Raw genomic sequence first — 23,622 nt, forward strand, 5'->3', positions numbered from 1 at the left:
TTCCGATTCAGTTCTGCGCGGCCGCCGCGGCGGCGGCCTCGGCCTCGACCTGGCCCGGGAACTCGCTGGGCTGGCCGACGCCGGTGGTGACCAGGTCGCGCAGGCTCTCGGTGATGTAGAAGGTCCAGGCCGGGGAGCACGCGTCGTAGCACTCGTAGTCCGGCACCAGGCCGACGTGGGTGAAGGTGAGTTCGGTGCCGCCGTCGGTCGCGGCGATATCGAAGCGCATCTCGGTGTTCACCCATTCGGTCTGGTCCTCGATGAAGGACATGAAATTGTCCTTCACCAGCCAGACCACGCGCTCGTCCGGCACCACCTCGGTCAATTCGATCTCGCTGCGGTGCACACCGGGAGCCTCGAAGACGAAACGGTCACCCGCCCGCTCGGTGCCGCCCTTGATACCGGGCGACCACCAGCCGCGGGCGTTCAGGACGGCCGCGAAGACCTCGGCGGGGGTGCGGTCGACGGTGATGGAGGTGGTGAAGTTCTGATCAGTCATGGCAGGTCCCGACTCTTCTCTCAGGGGTCAGCGGGTTGATGGGGACTGTCTCGCGAGAACTTACTTTCATGACGATAGCGTTGTTGCTTGCATCACACAAGCGGATAAGTCACCCTGGAGTCATGTTGGGACGCATGTACGACGGGGAGGTCTGCTCGGCGGCGCGCACGCTGGAACTGGTCGGCGAGCGCTGGAGCCTGCTGATCGTGCGCAATGCCATGTTCGCGGGCATGACCCGGTTCACCGAGTTCCAGCGCGCGCTCGGCATCGCGCCGAACATCCTGACCAAGCGGCTCGCCGAATTCGTCGAGGCCGGGATCTTCGAGCAGCGCACCAACGGCGGCCATCCGGAATACCTGCTCACCGACAAGGGACTCGACCTGAAACCGGTCATCCTGGCGCTCACCGAATGGGGCGACCGCTGGGCCGCGCCGGACGGGCCGCCGGTCACCTACCGGCACACCGGATGCGGCGGGAAAGTCGCCCTGCGCCTGGAATGTTCGGACTGCGACGCCACCCCCGAGCTGTCGGACGTGACCGCGGAACTCGCGCCGTGGGCGTACGAAATGAAGTACGGGACCTCGGCGTCGCTCTCCTGACCGAGCCTCATCCCGGAGCGAACCTCACTCCAGGAGCGGGAACCGGCCCGAGGCCAGCAGCCCGGCGATGGCCTCCATCTTCGCCTGCGGCGCGGCGTAATCCGGGTGCGCGCCCAGCACGGCCGCGGCGTCGTGCAGCCGGATCATCTGCCGTTCCGCCTCCGCCACACTCCGCCCGCCCGGCGTCACCGGGTGCGCGGCGAAGGCCGGGCGCTTCGGATCCACCCGCCCCAGGTCGACGGCCTTCTCCACCCGCCGCGAGCACCGGCAGAACGCCTGCGGATTCGCCAGGCCACACGTCGACCGCAGGAAGTTGCCGAGCCGTTTCTTGGCCCGCTCCACCCGTTTCCGATACGCGGCCGGTGTCGCGCCGACGATCCAGGCCGCCTCCTCCGAGTTCACCTCGAACACATCGGAGAGCACGTACGCGACTCGTTCGTCACGCCCCAGGCATTGCAGCATCGCCTGACTGCAATTGAGGCGGACCTCATGGGTGAGCAGCGTGGCCTCCGGACCGCGATAGTCCTCCTCCGCCAGGCCCTCCCGCAGTCCCTCGCCGAACTCGTCGAGGCTGAGCTGCCGCTGCTCCTGCGGCGTCTGCCGCTTCAGATTCAGCAGATAGTTGACGCCGATGCGGTACGCCCAGGTGGTGAGCTTGGCCTCGCCCCGCCAGCTCGCCAGACTGCCGACCGCGCGCAGCAGGATCTCCTGGGTGGCGTCCTCGGCGTCGGCGGGGCGCCACACCATGCGCAGCGCCAGCCGGTAGATCGGATCCTGCAGCAGCCGAACCACATCCGCGACGGCGGCGCGATCACCGCCGACGGCCCGCGCGACGAGATCGCGCTCGTCGATCTCCGATCCGGTCTCCATACCGCCAGCATAGGGGCCGGGTCCGACATCGCGGGGCCGTCAGGCCGGCCGCCACTCAGGCGACAGCGGGCGCGGTGAGCAGGGCGTGCGCACGCAACCAACCGGCGACAGCCAGGCCGATGGCGTCGGGCTGATCCTCCGGGCAGTGGTGCCCGGCCGGGCCGATGTTCGCGAGCTCGGCGGACGCGAAGGTGCGCACCGCCCACTCCATCGCCTCCGGCGAACCCAGGCCGACCCCGTCCTCGACGTGCATGAGCAGCTTGGGCACCTCCAGGCTGTCCGCCATCCAGGCGTCGTAGTTCTCGATGATGGCGACCACGTCGGCGGGCTCGCCGTCGAGCGGGAACTCCCTGGGCCACACCAGCATCGGCTTGCGCGACTCCGGCGTCGGGTACGGCGCGCGGTAGGCGTCGAGCGCCTCCGGGGTGAGGGTGCGGGTCGAGGCGGGCAGGTTGAACTCGATGAACATGTTCTTCTCCAGCACCATCTCCTCACCCTCGGGGGAACGGAAGCGGCGGAACAGTTCCGCGCCCTGCGGCGGCATGTCCGACCAGCTCATGGGACGCAGGAAGGTCTCCACCACGGCGATCCCGCGCACTCGCTCGGGATGGCGCGCGGCCCAGTCCATTCCGAGCGCGCCGCCCCAGTCGTGGCCGACGATGACGACCTGGTCCAGGCCCAGAGCCTCGAACCAGGCGTCCAGGTAGCGGGCGTGATCGACGAAGCGGTAGTCGCTGTCCGGCTTGCCGGAGGCGCCCATGCCGATGAGATCCGGTGCGAAGACGCGGGTTTCACCGCTCACGTGCGGGATCACATCGCGCCAGATGTAGGACGAGGTCGGGTTGCCGTGCAGGAAGACGACGGGGACGGTCCCGGCCGCGACGGGACCGCTGCCGGTGTCGGTGTAGTTGATGAACGAGTCCAGAACGTCGATGGTGGCCATCGTGGTGTCCTTCCGGGTGAGTTGCCTACACCTGGTTGGACACGCGCCGGAGCGGCTTGTGACAGCCCTCAGCTGTGACCTGGGTCATACATCGGCAGGGTGCCCGGCTTCATCGTCAGACCTGGGTGGACGCCCGGAGTGAGGCCGTTGCCGACGGCCAGGCGCTGCAGCATGGCCAGCATCCGCGGCCGATCCTCCGGTTCGAGCGGGGCCAGCAACTCGGCGTTCAGCTGTTCGGCGAGTTCGGCCGCACGGGCGATGGCCTCGCGGCCGGCGGGCAGCAGATGCACGGCGTGGGCGCGACGGTCGGCGGGGTGGCGGCGGCGCTCGACCAGACCCCGCTGCTCCAGGGCGTCGATCAGGCTGACCATGACATTGCGGTGGATTCCGAGCGTGTCGCACAGCTGCTGCTGGGTGCGGCCGTCATTGGCCTCGAGCAGCCGCAGCGTGCCGTACTGCGGGGGCTTGATCCCCAGGGGCGCGAGCAGCTGATCGAACCGGTACGCGGAATGCGATCCCAACTGTCCCAAGAGGAATGCGGGACTTTCGAACAGCGGCGAGTGCTGGGGATCGGCATCGGTCACCGGCACAGACTACAGCAATGCCCGAGCCATGATTGCCCTCTTGATTGATAATCACTTCAGGTGCATAGTTTGAATCGGACCTCCACCCACACCGAATCGAAGAGAGTTCGCAGTGGATACCGACAACACCCCCACCCTCGATCCACGCCGCTGGATCGCCTTCACCGTCGTGCTGGCCGCGGGATTCATGGACCTGCTCGACGTCACCATCGTCAATGTCGCCGTCCCCAGCATCCAGAAGGACCTGGGCGCGGCCTACTCGCAGATCGAATGGATCATCGCCGCGTACGTGCTGTCCTTCGCGGCGGTGCTCATCACCGGCGGCCGGCTCGGCGACATCTACGGCCGCAAACGCCTGTTCCTGATCGGCGTCGCCGGATTCACCGCGGCCTCGCTGGCCTGCGGCCTGGCGACCTCGCCCGGCATGCTCATCGGCTCCCGGTTCGTGCAGGGCGCGATGGCCGGGCTCATGGTGCCGCAGATCCTGGCCATCATCCGGGTCACCTTCCCGAAGGACGAGCGCGCCAAGGCGATCGCCGTGTACAGCGGGGTCGGCGGGTCCGCGTCGGCGGTCGGGCTGTCCCTGGGCGGGCTGCTCGTCGAGTGGAATCTGTTCGACCTGGACTGGCGGCCGATCTTCCTGGTGAACGTGCCGGTCGGGCTGCTCGCGCTGGGCGCGGCCGCCGTCGTCATGCGGGATTCGCGGTCCACGCACGCGCCGCGGCTGGACATCATCGGCATGGCGCTGGCCATCTCCGCGGTGCTGCTGCTGGTGTACCCGCTCACCGAGGGCCGCCGATTGGATTGGCCCGCCTGGACTTTCGTCATGATCGGGGCGGCGGCGGTGACCTTCGCGACCTTCCTGGTCTACGAGCGGTGGCGGGCCCGCACCACCGGGTCGCCGCTGATCGACCTGGAGCTGTTCCGGTCGCGGCCGTTCACGGTCGGCCTGGCCAGCTGGCTGCTGTTCTGGATCGGATTCGGCGGATTCTTCCTGATCTGGACCCTGTTCATGCAGGCCGGGCTCGGCTGGTCGCCCATGCGGGCCGGACTCACCTCGGCGTTCTTCGCGGTCGGCGCGGGCATCGGGGCGGGCGTCTCGGTGAGCGCCCTCGCGCCGCGGTTCGGCAAGTGGGTGCTGCTGGTCGGCGGGCTGATCACCGCGGGCGGATTCGCGCTCTACGGTGCGCTCGCCACCCGGTACGAATCCGATTTCGCCTCCTGGCAGATGGTGTTCCCGCTGGTGGTGACCGGTATCGGATTCGGCATCGTGGTCGCGCCGACCATCGACATGCTGCTCGGGCAGATTCCCGACCGTGAGGCCGGGGCCGCGTCCGGGCTGCTGAACACCGGACAGCAGCTGGGGCTGGCACTGGGTGTGGCGCTGGTCGGGATCCTGTTCTTCGGGCAGCTGGATCACGACTCGGCGCGCGGCGTGGATTCCGTTGCGGCACAGACCCGCACGGAGTTGGCCACCGCCGGGGTGCCGGACGGTGCGCGGGAGCAGATTCTCGCGGGCTTCTCCGCCTGCGTGCGGGACCGCTCCGGTGCGGTGGATCCATCGGTGGTTCCGCCCAGCTGCCAGTCGGCTCCGGCGGACCCCGCGATCGGCGGGATCCTGACGCGGGCGGGCGAAGACGCCAATGCGGTCAACTTCGCGCACACCTTCGAGTACACGCTGTGGTGGGGTATCGGGCTGATGGCCCTGGTCTGCGTCGGATTCCTGGCGCTGCCGCGCGACACCCGGCTCGAACAGCACGAGATGGCGGCCGAGGAGGACCTCGTCGGGGTCTGACCGCCACGCGCGCCGGCCGCCGGTTCGGGGAATTCCTCCGACCGGCGGCCGCTTCCGGGGAAGAATTCAGACGAATCACCGACTTCCGACAGGAGCCAGTCATGCGCGCGGCCGTGGTCAGTAAGGGCGAATTCCAGGTCGAGGACCTCCCGACTCCCGTGCCGGGGCCGGGCCAAGTGCTCATCTCCGTCACCCGCTGCGGCATCTGCGGCTCCGACCTGCACGCCCGCCTGCACTGCGACGAACTCGCCGACGTGGCCGCCGCCACCGGCTACGACCGGTTCATGCGGTCGGAACAGCGCGTCGTCATGGGTCACGAATTCACCGGGGAGATCGTGGAATACGGTCCCGGCACCCGGCGGCGCTGGAAGCCCGGCACCCCGGTGGTCGCCCTGCCGATCCTGCGCACCGGGCGGCAGCCCGAACTGACCGGACTGTCCGCGCACGCGCCGGGCGGCTACGCCGAACAGGTCCTGATCCAGGAACCCATGACCTTCCCGGTCCCCAACGGCCTCTCCCCCGATCACGCGGCCCTCACCGAACCCATGGCCGTGGCCTGGCACGCGGTCCGCAAGAGCCGGATCACCAAGGGCCAGACCGCTTTCGTCATCGGCTGCGGGCCGATCGGCCTGGCCGTCATCTCCATGGCGAAGGCCGCGGGCGTCCACACCGTCGTCGCCAGCGACTTATCCCCCCGCCGCCGGGAACTGGCCGCGGCCTGCGGAGCCGATGTGGTGGTCGACCCCGCCACCGCGTCCCCGTGGGAGTCGACTCCGAAGAAGTCCCGCATCACGGGCGCCGCCGACATTCTCAACCTCGGCTTCGACGCCATGGAACGCCTGCGCCGCATCCCCGCTGTTCCGTGGTGGTACCTGTTCCGCGCGGCCCACACGCTCCAGCGCGGGCCCTCCGGTCCGGTCGTCTTCGAATGCGTCGGCGTCCCGGGCATCATCGACCAGATCCTCACGGCCGCACCGCCGTTGACCCGGGTCGTGGTCGTCGGCGTGTGCATGCAGCAGGACGCGTTCCATCCCGCCACCGCGATCAACAAGGAGATCGAGCTGCGCTTCGTGCTCGGCTACGACCCGGGCGAATTCCGCGACACCCTGCACATGATCGCCGACGGCAAGGTCGACCCGTCACCGCTGATCACGGGCACCGTGGGCCTCGACGGTATCGACACCGCTTTCGCCACCCTCGCCTCCCCCGAGCACCACGCCAAGATCCTCATCGACCCGCGCAGCGACCGCACCGCGCCCTGACCGGGGACGTTATCGGCCGGGGCGCAGGGCCGGGAACGGGGTCGTCGGGGGCTCGTGCAGGATTTCCAGCAGGCCCTCGGCGCTGCGCGCGGCGGTGAGGCAGGCATTCGCGGTGAACTGATCGGCCAACGGGTGGCGGGCCCGGTTCCGCCACTTCTGAACCGCCGCCAAGGCCGCTTCGCGCTGGGTGGGGACGTCGGTGTGGGCGGGCAGGCCCAGGCGGAGGGTGGGGGCCACGCCGGTGCCGCCGATCAGGCGGTTGAGTTCCGCGAGATCCTCCGGGGGCAAAGGGAGTTCGTCGGAGCGGAGGTGCGACAGCAGACGTAGTTCGGCGAAGCCGTGGACGTCGGCCAGCAGGGTGCGGACGCGCGGGAGCAGGGCGTCGGCCGGGGAACCTTGGTTGGCGGCGAGAATGCGGGCCAGCGCGGTCAGCGCCGAGTGGGCCTTCAATTCGTCCGCGCGCTGGGCGAATTGAACATCCAGGACGGTGCGGAGTTCGTCGAGGCCGCTGCGGCTGGAGAGTTCGGCGGCCAGCGCCTGCGAGCCGCGGACGCCCAGGCGGATCAGGGTGACGGCCAGCCGGATACCGAACAGGCCGAATCGCGCGGCCAAGTGGGCGCGCAGGTCGGCGGGGACCGGGAGGGGCAGGTCGGGGTGGGCGAAACGGTCCGCCGACAGCAGGGCGGTGGTCAGGTCGTCGACGGGGATGGCGGCCAGCGCCTCGAAGGCGTCGTACTCCCGCTGCCGGAGGGTGGCGGCCGCGAAGGCCAGCAGACCCGCCACCGGAATCACCGACTGGCACAGGCCCGTTCGCTCCAGTTCCGTCGCGAAACGGGAGGCCACATCGCGCGCCGAATGCAGGGCGTCGATGCGGCCCGCACCGATCTCATCGGCCCGCGACACCACGCCGACCACCCCCAGCGGCCCCGAGAAACCCTGCGGCGCAGCGCTATTACCGCTGTGACCGCCGCCGATCCGCTCCAGGAAATCGACATCGGCGGCGTCCAGGCGGCGCAGGAGATAGAGCACGGCGTCGGCGGGCGGCAGCGCCGGACCCGGGCCGCCGGGGGTCAGCAGCCGCGACGTGCGGGCCGACACCTCCCGCGACAGCGACGAGATGCCGGGGGTGTCGATGATGGTGGTCTGCGCCAGTTCGGCCGACGGCCACTCCACCGCCAGCTGATCCACCTCGCGCGGAGCCGGCGAATTCCAGCGCAGCGCCGACAGATCGAAGGTGAGACCGTGCGCGCCGGGCAGCCCCTCGGCCCCCCGGCCACGGCGCACCACCACATCGGCGCGGGCGCCGTCCACGCTGTACGCGGTGACCCGTGGCGCGGTCCCATTGCGATACCAGGTGACCAGGCGGGTGCACTCGGTGGCGTCGGTGGGCGCGATGTCCTGCCCGACCAGAGCGTTCAACAGGGTCGACTTGCCCGCCTTGAGCTGACCCGCCAGGGCCACCCGCAGCGGCTCGTCCAACCGCCGCGCGCACTCGTCCAGTTGAGCCCGCACCCGCGGCTGCTCGCCGAGCGCCCGTCTGGCCGCGGCCAGCAGCCCGCGCGTCTCCGGTACCAGCCCGTATCCGACACCGCTCGCGTCGTCCCTCATAGGCTCCCGATTCCGAAGCACACCGCACCTCCACGCATCCGCAAGGCATTCGCCGGGACACGCGGAATCGTTATCAGACCCCGCCGGGTCTCACAGCCGATTCCCAGTCCCGGGCATCGGCCCGCGCCGCCCGGGAACGCGACTCCGTCCGCCACACCCTGATCTTGCCCGGCCCGGAGCGAATCCCCCCGACCCGGCCTCGGTGTGCCGCACCGGTCGGCGCCGGGGCCTCCCAGCGCGCACCAAGCCCCCCTGCGGCTCGGCGCGCGCGACGGGTTCAGCGCGCGGCGGGCGGGAGCTGGGGGTGATTGCCCGGCGGCAGCGCGCCGGGCGACTCCGGGCCGAGGAGCGCGCCCGCGTGGCGGCGGAGTTCCCCCACGACGTGCAGGCGGCGTTCCAGTTCGGCGGCCCGTTCGGTGCGGCGCGCGGCCTCCACGTTGGCGGCCTCCTGGGCGGCGCGCAGGGACTCGTCGATGGAGCGCAGGGTGCGGTCGGCGATGGCGGTGAAATGGTCGCGCAGCAACCGGTGGATGCGGTGCAGGCGGTCCTTGGTCTCCTTGCCGCTGTGGAAGGCGATGTCGTCGAGATAGCGGCGCACCGCCATCTTGGCGTCGGCACGGCGCTTGGCCAGGCGGGCCTTCTTGTCGTCGCTGAACGCCTTGCCGCCCAGCAGGACTCCCGCGCCCAGCGAGAGCGGATTGATCAGCGCCATCCCCGCCATGGTGCCGACCATGCCCGCCATGATCACGCCGCCGTACGAGCCGCGCACGCCCACCAGCAGCTTGTGACTCAAGCCCAGATCCGGTTCCAGATCGGCGAGGGTGCACGACCCGGTGCGGGAGTCGTCGTCGAGGGTGTCGCGGACCTCGGGCAGATCCACCGCGCCCAGATCGGTGAAATGGGCGGCGACCCGCTCGGCCAGTTTCACCGCCCGGGTGCCGGTCCACACCAGGTTGTCCCCGACCGCGGAACCGACGGTGGCCGTGAGCCATTCGTCCATGCTGTCCCAGTGCTTGCCGGGATCGTGGTCGTCGATCCAGTCCTCGGCGGTGCGGGAGATGTCCCGCAGCCGGTTGCGCAGATCGTGGTCGATATCGCCCGCCAGATCGGTGATGCCGTCGCCGAGGGTCTGCTGCCACGCCGCGGTGTGGCGGTGAAGCTTCTCCGCCTCGGCCTTGGCGGCGTGCAGTTCCCGGATGGCGGCCGCGCCACGGGCCGGATCCCGCAAGGCGACCAGCTCACTGCCCAACGCCAGCGCGAGATGCTCCGCGGCGGAGGAGATGTCGAGGGCGACCGCGCGCTGCGTGGCCGCCTGGTCCCGCGCCACCACCTGCTCCCGCAGGAACTGGAAGACCAGACCGAACCCGGACTCGCGGCCGAGACCCTCGTCCTGCAGGCGCATGGCGTGGGAGCGCAGCACCGCCGAGACCGGCAGGATCGGCATCTCGATCTCATTGGCACGCAGATGCTTCCGGTTCGCCTCGAACACCTGTCGCCAGTGCGGGTACAAATCGATCTTGGTGACCAGCACCGCGACGGCCGGGCACAACTCCCGCACCTGCCGCAGGAAGTCCACCTCGGGATCGGTCAGCTCGGTGGAGGCGTCGGTGAGCACCAGCACGGCGTCGGCGGCCGGAGCCTGCGCGAGAACGCCTGCCGCGCCGGTGGTTCCGTGCGCGCCCAGTCCGGGCGTGTCCACCACCACGATGCCGTCGGCGAGCAGCTGACTCGGGGCCTCGAGTTCGACGCGGAGCACGGCGCGGCCCTGCGGGCTGCGGGCGGTGAGCGCGGTGACGGCCTCGAACGGCACCGCCTCCCGGGTGTTCTCGCCGCCGTCCGCGCCCGCCGCGACCACAGTCGCGCGCGGTTGCGGACCGTAGGACAGGACGGTGGTGACCGCGGTGGCGATATCATCGGCGACCGGGCACACATCCAGATTGACCAGCGCGTTGACGAATCGGCTCTTGCCCTGATTCCCCAAGCCCGCCACCAGGATCCGGCGGCGCGGATCGCGCACCTTGCCCGCCACCGTCTCCAGGCGCGCGACCAGGTCGCCGCGTTCCGCGGCCCGCGCCACCGCGATGGTCTCCGAGACCATCGTCAACAGCGGATTCGCCGCCACCATGCCTGTCACAGCTTGCTCACCGACCTGCTCCAGCCGTCCATGTTCCGAGTGCATCGTCGAGAGACTGTCGCTCACCGCGGCGAACCCGCGGTGAGCGACCCCTCGCGTCACGAGTGCAGGATGTCGCCGACGACATCGCCGCCCGCGTGCGCCCCGAGATCCACACCGGTGTGCGCGCCACCGTCGCCGAACAGCGACGCGTCCGGACCGGTGGTGTGCACCCCGCCGCCGAAGGCCTGCGAAACATCCACTCCGGCCCAGGGATTCGCACCCGCGCCGTGCAGCCCGGCGTCCACCGCGCTGCCGCCGTGCATCCCGGCATCCAGACCGGTCCCGACCTGGGCCCCGCCGCCGACCTGCGTCGTCCCGGTGACCCCGGTGTCGAGCCCGGCCACCGCGTTCCCGACCCCGGTCAGCCCGGTGCCGAGACCCGCGCCGACCTGCGTACCCGCACCGACCGCCGAGTGCACCCCGGCATCCAGACCGGTCCCGACCTGAGTCCCGGCGCCGACAGCGCCGTGGAGGCCGGTGTCGAGCCCGCCCTGCACGCCGGTGCCGATTCCGGTCGCCGCACCGCCCACGCCGGAAATGCCCGTCTCCAAACCACTTCCGACCTGCGCGCCGAGCCCGGTACCCACAGTCGCCGCGCCATTGAGCCCGGTCTCGAGCCCCGCGCCGACCTGCGTACCCGCGCCGACCGCGGTGTTCAGCCCGGCGTCGAGACCCGTACCCAGCTGCGCACCGGTGTGCAGCCCGGTGTCCAGGCCCGCGCCCAGTTGCGTCCCGAGGTCCGCACCCGTGTGCAACCCGGTGCCCACGCCCGCACCGAGCTGCGTCCCGAGGTCCGCACCCGTGTGCAACCCGGCGTCGAGACCCGTGCCCAGCTGCGCACCCGTGTTCAGGCCGGTCTCGAGACCCGCGCCCAGCTGCGTGCCCGCGCCGACCGCGGTGTTCAGCCCCGCGCCGAGACCGCCGCCCAGCTGCGTGCCGAGATCCGCGCCCGCCTGGAGTCCGGTGTTCAGCCCCGCGCCCAGCTGGGTGCCGGCGCCGACAGCGGTGTCGACGCCCGCGCCGAGGTTGCCGCCGAGCTGGGTGCCGAGGTCCGCGCCCGCGTGCAGGCCGGTGTCCAGGCCAGCGCCGAGCTGAGTGCCCGCGCCGAGGAGGGCGTCGGCGGCGCCGGGGAGGCCGGTCTCCAGGCCGGTGCCGACCTGGGTGCCGAGAGCGGCCCCGGTGGTCACCGCGCCGTTGAGACCGGTCTGCAGACCGAGGCCGGTGTTGAGAGCGCCGTTCAGGCCGGTCTGCAGGCCCGCGCCCGCGCTGGTGACGGCGTTGACGGCGGTGGAGAGTCCCGCGCCGAGGCCGGTCTCCAGGTCGGCGGCGGTGGTGATCGCGCCGGTCAGGCCGGTGGCGAGGTCCGCGCCACCGTGGGCGACCGCGTCGAGCGCGCCCTGCAGGCCGGTTTCCAGGCCCGCGCCGGCCGCCAGGCCACCGGTGAGGGCGGAGGTCAGGTCGGCGGCGGCCTGGGCGCCGAGGACACCGCCCAGATTGGCTTCGACACCGGCCGCGACGTCGGCGGCCGCGCCGAGCGCACCGCCGAGTCCGGCGGTCAGGCCCGCGCCGAGACCGGCGGCCGCGTCCACGGCGGCGCCGACGCTGTTGGCGAGATCCAGCTCCAGGCCGGCGCCGACCTCGGTGCCGAGGTTGACCTGGGTGGCGGCGAGGGTGGCGGCCCCGAGGTTCAGAGCCGCGTTGTCGACGAGACCGGCGCCCACGTTCGCACCGACTCCGGTGGCCGCGCCCACGCCGGCGTTCGCGCCGAGGCCCGCGTCCGCGCCGAGCCCGGCGTCCAGACCGGTGCCGGCGCCGAGGCCGCCGGCCCCGCCCGCGGCGATGATGCTCGACAGCTGCGAACCTCCGGCAACCAGCGCGGATTCCGCCACCATCGGCGCCACGGCCGCGATGTCCTCCGGGGTCACGGTGTCCAGGCCGGCGGCGGCGAGGGCCGCGCCCGGATTGGTGCAATAACTGACGGCGGCCTCGTGGTCGCGCAGCAGGTTGAGGATGAACTCGAGAATTGCGTTGGGGCTCATGATCAATCGTCTCCCTGGTGGGGCGGGCCCCGTTGACCCGCACTGCTCGAATTGACTTTCCTGTTGGGAAGACGAGTTGTTACGCGTGCGGGGTGAACTCCCCCACTTTCCCCATCGACCACCTTGGGGGTCCTGCGAACATTAGGGGAATTTCCCCAAACCTGCCGGGGAATCGGTAACGAGAACCCCCCAGCAACCGACAGGCTCGGTGGGCCGACCGGCCTAACAGAGGGTTTTCAGACATATCGGACCAAGAGCTTTCGAGCGGCACGCGCAACACCCACCGCGTGTCCGGTAATGACAGGGGAACTCGAATGAGTCAGGGGCTGGCGCTCGGCATCACGGTCGGGTCGTCGAACACGGTTGCCGTGACAACTTCGGGGGGACAACACAAGCTCCATACCCGGCCCAGCACGCTGGGCGCGGAGACGGAGGTTCCGGAGAGTTTCCTGTCCCGGGTCGGGGACCCCGTGGACATCCGCACCCGCGATGGCTCCGTCGTCCGGGCCGCGGACCTGGTGGCGACCATCATCGGCCGCGTGGTGACGGATATGGGCCCGGCGGGCGCCTCGGTCGCCTGCTACCCGGCCTGGTGGTCGCAGCACACCGTGGAAACGCAGCGGACCGCGCTGGACGAGGCCGGACTGGGCGAGGTCGCCCTGGTCCCGGAACCGGCGGCGGCCATGCGCTGGCTGCAGGACGTGCACGGCTCCAGCCGTGACGGCGCGATGGTGGTGTTCGACCTCGGAGCCACCGGGCTGACCGTCTCGGTGGCGCGCACGGGCGCCATGTCGGGCCTGCTCGGCGAACCGGTCCGCAGCACCGCGGTGGCGGGTTCGGAATTCGATCTGCTGACGATGAGATATGTCCTCGCCTATGCGGTCGGCGAAAAAGATTTCGATCCTTTCGACCCGGAAGTGGAACAAGAATTGTCGGCGCTCCGGGAACGCTGCAAAATTGCGAAAGAAACTCTCTCCACAAATACCGCCACCATGGTGCCGGTGCGTTTGCCCATGCTCGGCGTCGCCGATGTGCGACTGGTTCGCGACGATATCGAGGAGCTGCTGCGGGGTCCGCTCCTCGGTTCGACCGACCTGGTCCGCGAGGCGCTGCGCCGCGCCGGACTGACCGCCGCCGATCTGGACGGCTTCCTGCTCACCGGCGGCGGCGCGAGCATCCCGCTGGTAACCGAGGTGCTGTCCACCGAGTTCGGCATCCCGGTCGCGGCCGCCGCCGACCCGGCCCACCTGAGTGCGCACGGCGCGGCCCTGCTGGCCGCCGACCTGCTCGCCGACTTCACCGAGACCGAGGCCCACCCGGCCATCGCGATCGGCGGCCCGACCTACGCCGAGGCCGACGGCAGCACCACGCTCATTCCGCCCCGGACCGCCGCGGGCGTGCCCCGCCGCATCGGGGGCGGCTCCCTACCCGAACCCGCCGACACCGCTCCGCCGGCGGTCGCCGGACCCGAGACGACGACGGAACCCGCTGTGGCTCCGCGTATTCCGCTGCTGCCCGAACTGCCCGTCGAGGAACCCCGGAGCGGCTTCCGGCACTGGAAGCGGCTGGCCGTGTTCGGCGCGGCCGCCATCGCCGTGGCCGCCGTGGCGACCGGCACGCTGGCCATGGGCACCGGAGACCGGTCCACCCCCGCGAATCCCGCGGGCACACCGGCCCCTTCGACCTCGGCGGTGGCCCTGGACAAGGCCGCGCCGAACGGCGGGGCCACCCCCTCCGGCACGCCCGCCGCGGCCGTGCCGGGCAGTCCGATCGCCGCGGTGAACTCGCCGCAGCAGCCCGGCGCCACCCAGCCGGGCGGCGCCCAGCCCGGCACGCCGGCCGCCGGCGCCCCCGTGGGCGCTCCGGCCGCCCCGGGCGGCCAGTCGGATACCCCTGCCCAGCAACAGAATCCGGCGCCGGACCAGTCGCCGCAGACCCAGCAGGCGCAGCCGCAACCCGCGCCGCAGACCCAGCCGCAGCCCGCCCCGGCGCAGCAGCAGCCGCCGGTGCAGACCATGCAGCTGCCGCAGCCTCCCGTGCCCGCCCCCGTGCAGGTGCCGGCGCCCCAGCTCCCGACGGGAGCCTTGAACAACGCCGTCGACGGACTCGGGAAAATTCCCGGTACGCACGGCTGAGAGTTGGTTCCTCGTGACAGGCGTTACCCCAGTCGCGCTCGATTCACTTCCGGGCGCGCGAGAGATATTCCGGGACTTGGATTCCGGCGACTCCGGTGCGGTGCTGTACCTCATCCGCGGCCGTTCCGGCACCGGTAAGTCCACCCTGCTGGGCGCGATCCGGGCGCGGCTGCGCGCCCGCGGCGTCACGCTCACCGACCATCCGGCGCAGGCCCCGCGTCCCGGCGGCGCGGAGACCGGCCGCCCCCGGACCGCCCTGGTCGTCGACGACGCGCACACCCTCGGCGCGGCCGAGTTCGATCTGCTCCGCGCCGCAGCCGAATCCGGGGAGTTCCCGGTCGTCATCGCGCTGCGCTCGCGGCCGCACGACGCCCGGCTGCGCGCGCTCACCGATCTGGTGGCCCGCCGCGGCCGCGTGATCGATCTGCGCGCCCTGGGCGCGACCGAGATCGCCCCGTTCGCACGGGAATTGGGCATGATGGTGCCGCGCGGGCTGGCCCAGCACATCCATCGCCAGACCGGTGGCATCCACGGCGGCGTGGTGGCCGCCCTGACCGCCGCCTGCGCGACCCGCCTGGACGCGGGCGTGACGGCCGTCGATCAAGCGGTGACCGCGTGGGCCCGGACCCGGCTCGACGACTCCGACCCGGACCTGCTCGACGCCCTGGTGGTGGCCGCCATCGGCGCGGGCCTGGACACCGGCGAACTGACCGAGGTCCTCGACCTCTCCCCCGCCGACGCCCAGAGTCTGGTGGACCGGGCCCGGGGCAGCGCCCTGGTCACCGATGCCGATCTGCTGCTGGCCCCGGCGGTCGCCCCGCTGCGCACCCTCGTCGGTGACCGCCGTTTCCTGACCGTCGCCCGCCGCCTGCTGCACGCCCGCCTGGACGCCGGACTGCTGCGCGACCACACCGCGCTGCTGCTCGCCGAATCCGGCCTCCGCGACGAGCGGCTGGCCGCGTTCCTGTGCGCCGCCGCGGAACGCGCCGGTGACGAGGCCGTCCGCTACTACGCGTCCGCGGCCGCCGCCGGTGCGAACCCGGAGGCGCTGGCGGTCCGCTGGGCCGACGCCGCGGCCCGCAGCGGCGACGGCGACACCGCGCTGCGCCTGGCCGAACCCAGCCTGGCGAATCCCTCGATCCCGCTCACCGATCTGGCCGTCGCGGTCCGTGTCTGCGCGGGCGTCTGGACCCGGCGCGGTCTGGCCGATCGAGCGGCACAGCTCTACACGTGGCTCGGGCCCGCCCGGGTGGGCGCGGACTGGGCGGTGGCGGCCACCGTGCTGTGCCTGTCCGGCGATGTCCGAGGCGCACAGGCCCTCTCGGTCAATGCCGGGCAGTGGCCACCCACCGAGGCGACCTCACGGGCCGCGTCCATCGCGCACGCCCTGTCCGATTCGATCGGATCGCCCGGAGCCCAGACGGCCCAGCGCCCCCACGCCACGCAGCACGGAGCGGCCGCGTCCGGAGCGCTCGGCGGCGGGCGTTCCGGGACCGGACAGCCGTCGCCCGGCGCGGCCGGCAACGGTCGCACCGGAACCGAATACTCCTCGGCGCCCGCGTCTTTCCACCGCCCCGCGCCGGGGACCGACCCGGCCCGCGGCGCGTACGACGCGGTCGCCGCGCGCAATGGCGGACCCGGCGGTGCGGGTGCGCTCGCCGCCGGTGACCACCGCGGCCACACCGTCACGGGCGCCCGACCGCCTTCGCCGGCACCGGTCGGCGACTTCGGAACCGTCTCGGCCCCCACCGGTTTCACCGCGGAGATGCGGGCGGTCCCCCCGGCGACCCTCGCCGGGCAGCGTTTCGCCAATCCGGCGCAGGCCCGCCGCGGTGCGGCCGTGTCGGCGGCATCGGCGCTGATCCACGCGGCGCACTCCGGTCCGGCCCCGGCCGACGACGGCGGCGATCGCTTCCTGCCGTGCTCGGCGGTGTCGATCGCGGTGCTGCTGTGCCTGAGCATGGGCGACCCCCGCCGTGCCGCCGACGCCCTGCGCGGCGCGAGCCCCACGCCGCAGAGCCTGGTGCTCGGCGCCTGGGTGGCCATGCTGGGCGGCGACGAGCATTCGGCCGCCACCCTCATGTCGGAAGTGCCGGTGGCGGAACTGGATCCGCGTGATCGCCTGCTCGCACACGGCGTGATCGTCGGCCTGGCCCGCCGCAGCGGCGACCATGCCGCGCTGGCCCTGGCCTGGCAGCAGGCCTACCCGCTGTTCGACGAGGTCGGCGCGGACCTGCTGGCGCTGCTGCCCATCGGCGAACTGTGGCTGGCCGGAATCCGTTTGCGCGACGAAGCGCGAATGACCGCCCTGGTGACCGGCGCCGACGAACTGCTGCGCCGCCTCGGCGAACCGCCGGTCTGGTCGAATGCCTTCCACTGGTACGCGATTCAGGCCGCGATCGCCCAGGAGAGCCCGGAAGCGCTGCTGCCGCACGCCCATCGGCTGAAGACGGCCGCCTCGGCGGGCGATCCGCAGGCCGCCGTACTGGCCGACGCGGGCCGCACCTGGGTGCTGGTGCTGCGCGGACAGGTGCTGCGGGATCGGGTCGAGGGCGCGGTGGCGCGACTGGCCGGGCTCGGCCTGCGCTGGGACGCGGCCCGGCTGGCCAGTGAGGCCGCGCTGGCGGCGAGCGACGCCGCCACCGCGACCGCCCTGCTGAAGCTGGCCCGCACGGTGCGCGCGCAGTCCCGGCCGCCGGAATCGCCGGTCCGGGTGCCCGAGCCCGCGGCCCCGCAGGCGCGCCCGGAACCGGTCACCGATACCGTGCTGAGCGAACGCGAACGCGAGGTGGCCGAACTGGTGCTCCTGGGTTTGACGTACCGGGAGATCGGCGCCCGGCTCTACATCTCGGCCAAAACCGTGGAACATCACGTGGCCCGGATGAGACGTCGAATCGGTGCGGGGTCGCGTTCGGAGTTATTGTCAATGCTCCGCGCCATGGGTCACGGTTCACTCCTGGTCTGATCCGGGCGCGGAGAGACCGGACGCACCGAGTGAGGTAACGAGGATGGCCACTGGCGTGGGCCTGCGGATCGCGGACGACGAATCCGTCGTAGCCGTGGTGACCGGCGACGACGCCACGCTCCCGGTGCATTACACCGTGCGTGAATCGGTGCTGCACATGTCCGACGACGGGGACGCCGTGCTGGGCGGGGACGCGCCGGAGGGCTATTCGCACTCCATTCGCGGCTTCGTCGGCGCGGTCGGCGACCCGGCCGGGCTGCCGGTGGACGACGGCGAGGCGTACCGCGCCGAGGACCTGATGGCCACGGCGGTGTTCTGCCTGATCAGTCAGGCCGCCGAACACCTCAACGGGCCCGCCGAGTTCTATCTCGCGCATCCGACCGGCTGGACCGACCCGCACGTGCGCTCGCTGCGTGAGGCCCTGGACTACCTGGGCCTGAAGTCGGTGGTGCTGGTCAGTGAGCGCGACCTACCGCAGGCGGACGCGGAGACCGGCAAGACCCTCGCCTACAACGCGGCCCGTGCGGCCCTGGCGGCGGTGCTGTCCACTCCGGCCGGGCTGACCCCGCCCGATGCCACCGCGTCCGCCGTGAACGCCGCCGACGTCACCGATGTGCTGCCCGCGCTGAAGTCGTCCGAGCCGCTGGCGCAGGCGTATTCGGCCGCGGTCGCGGCGGTTCCGGCCGCCACCGCCGCCGAGCCGGTGGTCGCCCGGTCGATTCCGGCGGCCGCGGTCACGCACGCACCCCGGGCCTCCCGGGGCCCGTACATCATCGCCGGGGCGGCCGCGCTGATCGGTTTGCTGCTCGGTGGCGTCGGAGTGGCGGCGGTGTTGCGCCAGGACGACTCCACCCCCGGCCCGCCGCGCGGCGAGGTCCGCAACGAACCGGACGCCACCGCGGGGGTCGCCCCGCCGCTGCTACCGCCGACCGGTTCGCTGCATCCGACCGCGGCCGCGCCCGTCGATCCGGCCGATGCCCCGGTGACCTCCGAGGCGCCGACCACGACGCCGCCGACGACCACTCCGGAGCCGACGACCACCCTGCCGCCGGTTCCGGCGACCACGGTGCCGCCCACCACCACCCGTCCGTATCCGCCGATCTATCAGAATCCGCCGGTACCGACATTCGGCCTGCCGCCGGCTCCGGTGCTGCAAGACCCGTGGGGACAGAGTCAGCGCTGATTTCGTAGCGACCATCCGAGGTTTGTGCCCTAAAGTGGTGCGCTGACCGACCTTCCGGAAGGTAACCCGGAACCTTTCCCCGCCGAAGCCGGTCTGCTGGTGCACTACGAAGGGACTCCATGCGCAAGTTCATGGCGCGCCGCGCCGCGGTCCGAGCAGCCACCGTCGCCGTTGCCTCGACCGTTCTCATCGGGCCCCTTCTGAGCACCGCCACCGCAGACCCGGCCTCCCCGGATCAGCTTGCCGCCGAGAGCCTTCCGGCCGAACTGGTGACCGCTATCCAGCGCGATCTGAAGATGACTCCGGCCGAATACCTGGACCGCGCGGCCAAGGCCCAGCAGTTGCGGGACTACGCCAGCGAATTCCGCACCCAGCGCCCCGACGACTTCGCGGGCGCCTGGATCGGGACCGACGGCAAGCCGGTGCTGGCCGTCACCTCCCTCGACGCCGCCAAGGTCGCCGCGGCCGCCGGGTACCAGACCCGGCTGGCCCCGATCAGCGCGGACGGCCTGGAGAACTCGGTCGATCAGCTGAACCAGTGGATCACCACGCTGCCGCGGGAGATCTCGGGCGCGATCAATTCGGTGGCCATCGACTTCCTCAACAGCCAGCTGGTGCTCAGCGTCGCCAACACCCCGGGCGGCCATTTGCTGAATCTGCCCACCCTGATCGCCAATATCAAGGTGATCCTGTCGCCGAACTCCGGCGGCCCGGTGGAGCGGCGGCCGATGGGCGGCGACACCTACATCACCGCACCGACTCCGCTCGACACCTCGCTGCACGGGGTGGATGTGTGCTCGTTCGGATTCAACAGCGTCGATTCCGCGGGCAATGCGCTGAACATCAGCGCGGGGCATTGCAATCCGAATGTGGACAAGGGCACCGGCGCCGAGGTGTACCTGCCGAATGTCAAAAACCTGTTGTCCAGTCCGAAGGTCGGCACTTTCGTTACCTCGAACCTGGGCGGCAGCAGCGCGCTGGACTATTCGGTCATCAAGCTCAATGACGACGCGGTGAAGGCGGGCATGGATCAGCCGTCGGTACGCGGCGCCAACGGCACCACCCTCACCATTACCGGTGTGGCCGACCCGATCACGGGCGCGCCGGTCTGCAAGTCGGGCCAGTCGTCCACGTTCACCTGCGGTTTCGTGGTGGCGGACCGGGTCGAGACCCAGCTCTACACCACCGAGGGCAATTCGAAGACGATCCGCGGCTTCGCCTCCAGCGCCTGCACCCTGGGCGGTGACAGCGGCGGCGCCATCGTCACCGGCACCCTGGCGCTGGGCATCACCAGCGGTTCCAACGCGGCGGACGCACCGAACTGCAACGAGGCCAACACGCAGCTCGCGCAGTACGGCGGCACCGCGTCGCTGGGCATCCCGCTGCGCCCGATTCTGAACGAAATCGACGCCAATTCGGGCGGAGGCGTCGGCAGCGGAATTCAGGTGCGGACTCGCTCGCACACGTGAGTGATTCACTTCGTGCGTGATTCATGCCGAGTGACGGATTCGCGGCCCGGTGCGACGGGCCGCGAAAATCGGACATCCCCCGCATTGGGGGGCCAATCTCCCATGCCTGCCGTTTGCTCTGCGAATACCGAAACGTCATCTGGCAATAAGTAGGCATAACGGGCTGGACACCATATAGTCGGGGCCATGCTCCTGCCACGTATGCGCGCCTCCATGCCTGCCGCGGGCCGACGCCCACGGTCCCTTGTCCGAACTGCGGCGATCGCGGCCACCGCGGTTCTCGTCGCCGGACCCTTGGCGGCGAGCGCGCATGCGGAGCCCGAGACCCCCGCGACCCCGAACCTGCCGGCCGAGCTGATCAACGCGATCAGCCGTGACCTCAAGATCTCCCCGCAGGACTACCTGAACCGCGCCGACGTCGCGCAGAAGGTGGCCAGCTTCGCCACCACCGCACAGCGCCAGTTCCCGGATGTCTTCGGTGGCGCCTGGCTGGACGAGACCGGCAAGGCGATCGTGGCGATCGCCCCCGGCGACGCGCACGAGCAGGCTCGCAAGGCCGTGCAGGACGCGGGCTTCACCGCCAAGGACGTCGCCAAGAGCGAGACCACCCTGCGCGGCGAGAAGAACGCCTTCCAGCAGTGGCTCAAGGACCAGCCGGAGTCGGTGTCCAAGTCGATCCGTGGCGTGGCCGTCGACACCCTGAACAACAGCATCGCGGTCCGCGTGGACAAGGCCGACATCCCGCTGCCCGGTTTCGTGGACCCGGCGCGCGTCATCGTCATGGCCGCCCCGCCGGTCGGCGGCGAGGGCCAGGACGTCCCGAAGGCCGCGGAGATCGCCGGAGCCGGCCCGCGCGCCATGGCCGCCGGTGACGCTTTCGCCTCGGTGGCCGGTCGCATGTCGCTGCGCTGCTCGCTGGGCTTCAACGGCGTGGACGGCAACGGCAATGTCGTGAACATCACCGCGGGCCACTGCAACCCGAACATCCCCGCCACCGGCGGCGCCAACTCCCCCGGCGTGTTCCAGCTGGTCGGCGAGAGCATGGGCCCGCAGATGGGCTCGTTCCAGAAGTCGGTACTGGGCAACCAGGACTACTCGATCGTCGGCATCAACGACCAGTTCCGGGACAGCTTCTCCAACCCGCTGGTGAGCGTCCCGAACGCGGCCCCGATCACCGTCACCGGTGTGGCCGTCCCCGTGGTGGGCGCTCCGGTCTGCAAGTCGGGCGCGCGCGCCGGCTTCAGCTGCGGCGTGGTGAACGCCGTCGACCAGACCGTCCAGGTCGGCGACCGCCTGCTCACCCAGTCGTTCTCGTCGAATATCTGCGCCCTGCCCGGTGATTCGGGCGGCCCGCTGGTGACCGGCACCCTGGCTCTGGGCATCTCCAGCGCCTCCTCGGTCGCCGACTACCCGATCTGCGAGATCCCGAACCTGATCGGTCTGATCACCGGCAACACCCCGCAGCTGTTCGCGCAGCCGATCAGCACGGTGCTCTCCGACAACCCGGGTCTGCGGGTGCGCACCAGCTAGGCACAGCATCCTTGGAAAGGCCGGTAGCTCAACCGCTACCGGCCTTTTCGCTTTCTTGGGTACCGGGGGCCCTCCGAGGGGCAGCGATGGGGCGGTGGGCAAGCAGTGGGACGGGAGGGACCGGGCGTGGTCGCGGCCCGGCCGCGTCGGGCATCCTGGAGTCATGTGTTTGGCGTTGCTCGGCTGGCGGGCGCATCCGGACTACCGGTTGATCCTCGCCGCCAATCGGGACGAGTTCTTCACCCGCCCAACGGAATCGCTGCGCCGCTGGGACGAGGTGCCGGGCCTGCTCGCGGGCCGGGATCAGGGTGCGGCCGGTCCGGTGCCCGGCACCTGGCTGGGCGTGCTGCCCGACCGGCACCGCGTCGCCACGGTCACGAATGTGCGACTACCCGGCGAGTTCCGCACCGACGTCCGCTCCCGCGGCGCGCTGCTGATGGATTTCCTGCGCGGCGACGCGGTGCCGGAGAAGTTCGCGCGCGGCATCGCGACCGCCCCCGACGACTACAACGGCTTCAATCTGCTGGTCTCGGATCTGGAAACGCTGTGGTGGCACAGCAATCGGAGCGAGGGCGGCCCCCGGGAACTGCCGCCCGGCTTCCACGGCGTCTCCAACAACGCACTGGTCGGTTCGCTGACACCGGACGGCACGGTCGTCACCGACACCGATGCCCCCGTGTGGCCGAAGGTCCGCAATGGCGTGCGCGCGCTGGCCGCGGTGCCACCGGGCGATGTCGCGGGGTACCTCGGGGTGCTGGCCGACCGCACCGCGGCCCCCGCCGCCGAACTGCCCCGCACCGGCCTCGACCGGCTCACCGAACGCTCGGCCTCGGCGCGTTTCGTCAACCATCCCGTGCACGGAACCCGCTGCAGCACAGTCCTTCTGGTGCGCGAGGACGGACGCTACATGATGACCGAGCGCACCTTCGCCCGCTTCGGCCGCCGCCGCGACACCGTGGTGTTCGAGGGCCGGATGGACCTCCCCGCCTGACAAAGCACCAGGCCCGCCTCCGACGAGCGAGGCGGGCCTGGTGTTCGAACTTGCCGGGGCGATGCCCCGGCGACGTCACTAGTTCGGGGTGACCTGCTGCTGGGCAGCGGGAGCCCACTTGGTGGTGCCGTCCGGCGCCTGCATGGTGTTCAGCAGATCGATACCGGCCGCGACCAGGGTCGGGCCACCCGCGGCGATGGTGCCGAGGATGCCGCCGATGCCGGCGCCCGCGACCAGACCCGGCACGCAGCCGGCGACGATGGTCACAACGCAGCCGATGATCGCGCCGAGGGCGGTGCCCACGAAGCTGCCGATGCCCAGCGCGAGGCTGAACTGGGTGGAGAAGTAGCTCATCGCCTTCTGGTTCTCGTCAGAGGAGGCGATCGGCTTGGCGGAGGCGACCGGCGCGGCGGCCAGCACCTGGGTGCCGGGGTTGAAGTCGGCCGGCTTCTCCGGAACGACCTCGAGCACCTTGCCGTCTTCCTTGACCTCGGACTTGACCGGGATCTGGGTGCCCGCCGCGGTGTAGGACAGCGGGAACGAGATCACGACCGCGCCCTGCTGATCCTTGACGTTGACCACCGTCTGCTTCGGGTCCTCGGGCGTCGCGCCGTCCTGCTGCGCGAGTTCGAAGGTGCCGTTCTTCAGGGTGGAGACGATCGTCTTGCCGTCGACCAGCTTGGTGGAGTAGTTGATTCCAGCAGGCTGCGCAGGAGCGTTGTCGGCGTGAGCGGTCGTCATCCCGATGGTCATTGCGCCGATGACCAGGGCAGCAGCCGCAGTGGTACTGCGAAGCTTCATTTGGTTGGTTTCCAATCCGTCATCAGGTATCCGCTGTGCGCTCTTCGCCACGCGAGGCCCGGCTTCCCTCGGGCCATGCCTCTACGCGCTAGGACGAGTCCTCCCCGAGCATGTGAAGACGCGCACAGCTGTCGGACAGCGTGAGCCTAGTCGATCACATTACGATTTGCGAG

Annotated in this window: 17 protein-coding genes; 9 read left to right on the plus strand and 8 right to left on the minus strand. The window is 71.2% G+C overall.

Going from position 1 to position 23,622, the window contains the following annotated elements; translation table 11 throughout:
* Positions 1 to 7: 7 nt before the first annotated feature.
* Complete coding sequence (locus ACFRAQ_RS22105) at positions 8 to 499, minus strand: SRPBCC domain-containing protein (RefSeq protein WP_379102497.1); 492 nt, start codon at positions 497 to 499, stop codon at positions 8 to 10.
* 122 nt (positions 500 to 621) lie between these two features.
* Between ACFRAQ_RS22105 and ACFRAQ_RS22110 the strand changes: the two genes are divergently transcribed.
* Positions 622 to 1,098, plus strand: a complete 477-nt coding sequence (locus ACFRAQ_RS22110) for a winged helix-turn-helix transcriptional regulator (RefSeq protein ID WP_379102499.1) — start codon at positions 622 to 624, stop codon at positions 1,096 to 1,098.
* A gap of 24 nt (positions 1,099 to 1,122) precedes the next feature.
* Here ACFRAQ_RS22110 and ACFRAQ_RS22115 read toward each other — a convergent pair whose 3' ends face one another.
* From ACFRAQ_RS22115 to ACFRAQ_RS22125, 3 genes are read right to left on the minus strand one after another with little or no spacing between them, the layout of a single operon-like run.
* Entirely contained in the window at positions 1,123 to 1,968 is an 846-nt protein-coding gene (locus tag ACFRAQ_RS22115; protein WP_379102501.1) for an RNA polymerase sigma factor, read from the minus strand.
* A 55-nt stretch (positions 1,969 to 2,023) separates the two neighbouring features.
* Positions 2,024 to 2,983, minus strand: a complete 960-nt coding sequence (locus ACFRAQ_RS22120; RefSeq protein ID WP_379103691.1) for a haloalkane dehalogenase — start codon at positions 2,981 to 2,983, stop codon at positions 2,024 to 2,026.
* On the minus strand, positions 2,980 to 3,495 hold the full coding sequence (locus ACFRAQ_RS22125) for a MarR family winged helix-turn-helix transcriptional regulator (protein WP_379102503.1): 516 nt from the start codon (positions 3,493 to 3,495) through the stop codon (positions 2,980 to 2,982). The genes ACFRAQ_RS22120 and ACFRAQ_RS22125 overlap by 4 nt, the downstream gene beginning before the upstream one ends.
* Positions 3,496 to 3,607: 112 nt before the next feature.
* On the opposite strand from ACFRAQ_RS22125, the gene ACFRAQ_RS22130 reads away from it, so the two are divergent.
* Both ACFRAQ_RS22130 and ACFRAQ_RS22135 read left to right on the plus strand, forming a co-directional pair.
* A complete protein-coding gene (locus tag ACFRAQ_RS22130; protein WP_379102505.1) occupies positions 3,608 to 5,290 on the plus strand; it encodes a DHA2 family efflux MFS transporter permease subunit in 1,683 nt (560 codons plus the stop codon).
* 101 nt (positions 5,291 to 5,391) lie between these two features.
* Positions 5,392 to 6,552, plus strand: a complete 1,161-nt coding sequence (locus tag ACFRAQ_RS22135) for a zinc-binding dehydrogenase (protein WP_379102507.1) — start codon at positions 5,392 to 5,394, stop codon at positions 6,550 to 6,552.
* 9 nt (positions 6,553 to 6,561) lie between these two features.
* Here ACFRAQ_RS22135 and ACFRAQ_RS22140 read toward each other — a convergent pair whose 3' ends face one another.
* The 3 genes from ACFRAQ_RS22140 to ACFRAQ_RS22150 all read right to left on the minus strand — a co-directional run bounded on the left by ACFRAQ_RS22140 (position 6,562) and on the right by ACFRAQ_RS22150 (position 12,375).
* Entirely contained in the window at positions 6,562 to 8,160 is a 1,599-nt protein-coding gene (locus ACFRAQ_RS22140) for a dynamin family protein (protein WP_379102509.1), read from the minus strand.
* A 277-nt stretch (positions 8,161 to 8,437) separates the two neighbouring features.
* The gene (locus tag ACFRAQ_RS22145) at positions 8,438 to 10,285 is read right to left on the minus strand and encodes a dynamin family protein (RefSeq protein ID WP_379103693.1); all 1,848 of its coding nucleotides are present in this window, start codon (positions 10,283 to 10,285) and stop codon (positions 8,438 to 8,440) included.
* 107 nt (positions 10,286 to 10,392) lie between these two features.
* A complete protein-coding gene (locus ACFRAQ_RS22150) occupies positions 10,393 to 12,375 on the minus strand; it encodes an IniB N-terminal domain-containing protein (RefSeq protein ID WP_379102511.1) in 1,983 nt (660 codons plus the stop codon).
* A 314-nt stretch (positions 12,376 to 12,689) separates the two neighbouring features.
* On the opposite strand from ACFRAQ_RS22150, the gene ACFRAQ_RS22155 reads away from it, so the two are divergent.
* From ACFRAQ_RS22155 to ACFRAQ_RS22180, 6 genes are all read left to right on the plus strand, one after another.
* Positions 12,690 to 14,510, plus strand: coding sequence for an Hsp70 family protein (locus tag ACFRAQ_RS22155; RefSeq protein WP_379102513.1), 1,821 nt, complete (start codon positions 12,690 to 12,692; stop codon positions 14,508 to 14,510).
* A gap of 475 nt (positions 14,511 to 14,985) precedes the next feature.
* On the plus strand, positions 14,986 to 17,475 hold the full coding sequence (locus tag ACFRAQ_RS22160; RefSeq protein WP_379103695.1) for a LuxR C-terminal-related transcriptional regulator: 2,490 nt from the start codon (positions 14,986 to 14,988) through the stop codon (positions 17,473 to 17,475).
* A gap of 43 nt (positions 17,476 to 17,518) precedes the next feature.
* A complete protein-coding gene (locus ACFRAQ_RS22165; protein ID WP_379102515.1) occupies positions 17,519 to 18,658 on the plus strand; it encodes a hypothetical protein in 1,140 nt (379 codons plus the stop codon).
* Positions 18,659 to 18,777: 119 nt separating this feature from the next.
* On the plus strand, positions 18,778 to 20,127 hold the full coding sequence (locus tag ACFRAQ_RS22170) for a S1 family peptidase (RefSeq protein WP_379102517.1): 1,350 nt from the start codon (positions 18,778 to 18,780) through the stop codon (positions 20,125 to 20,127).
* Between the two features lie 186 nt (positions 20,128 to 20,313).
* Positions 20,314 to 21,657, plus strand: coding sequence for a S1 family peptidase (locus ACFRAQ_RS22175; RefSeq protein WP_379102519.1), 1,344 nt, complete (start codon positions 20,314 to 20,316; stop codon positions 21,655 to 21,657).
* A 163-nt stretch (positions 21,658 to 21,820) separates the two neighbouring features.
* Entirely contained in the window at positions 21,821 to 22,648 is an 828-nt protein-coding gene (locus ACFRAQ_RS22180) for an NRDE family protein (RefSeq protein WP_379102521.1), read from the plus strand.
* A 78-nt stretch (positions 22,649 to 22,726) separates the two neighbouring features.
* On the opposite strand, the gene ACFRAQ_RS22185 is transcribed toward ACFRAQ_RS22180, so the two are convergent.
* Complete coding sequence (locus ACFRAQ_RS22185; protein ID WP_357284974.1) at positions 22,727 to 23,449, minus strand: hypothetical protein; 723 nt, start codon at positions 23,447 to 23,449, stop codon at positions 22,727 to 22,729.
* Between the last annotated feature and the right edge of the window lie 173 nt (positions 23,450 to 23,622).

Source organism: Nocardia sp. NPDC056611, assembly GCF_042792755.1.
In the GTDB taxonomy this organism is placed as follows: domain Bacteria; phylum Actinomycetota; class Actinomycetes; order Mycobacteriales; family Mycobacteriaceae; genus Nocardia.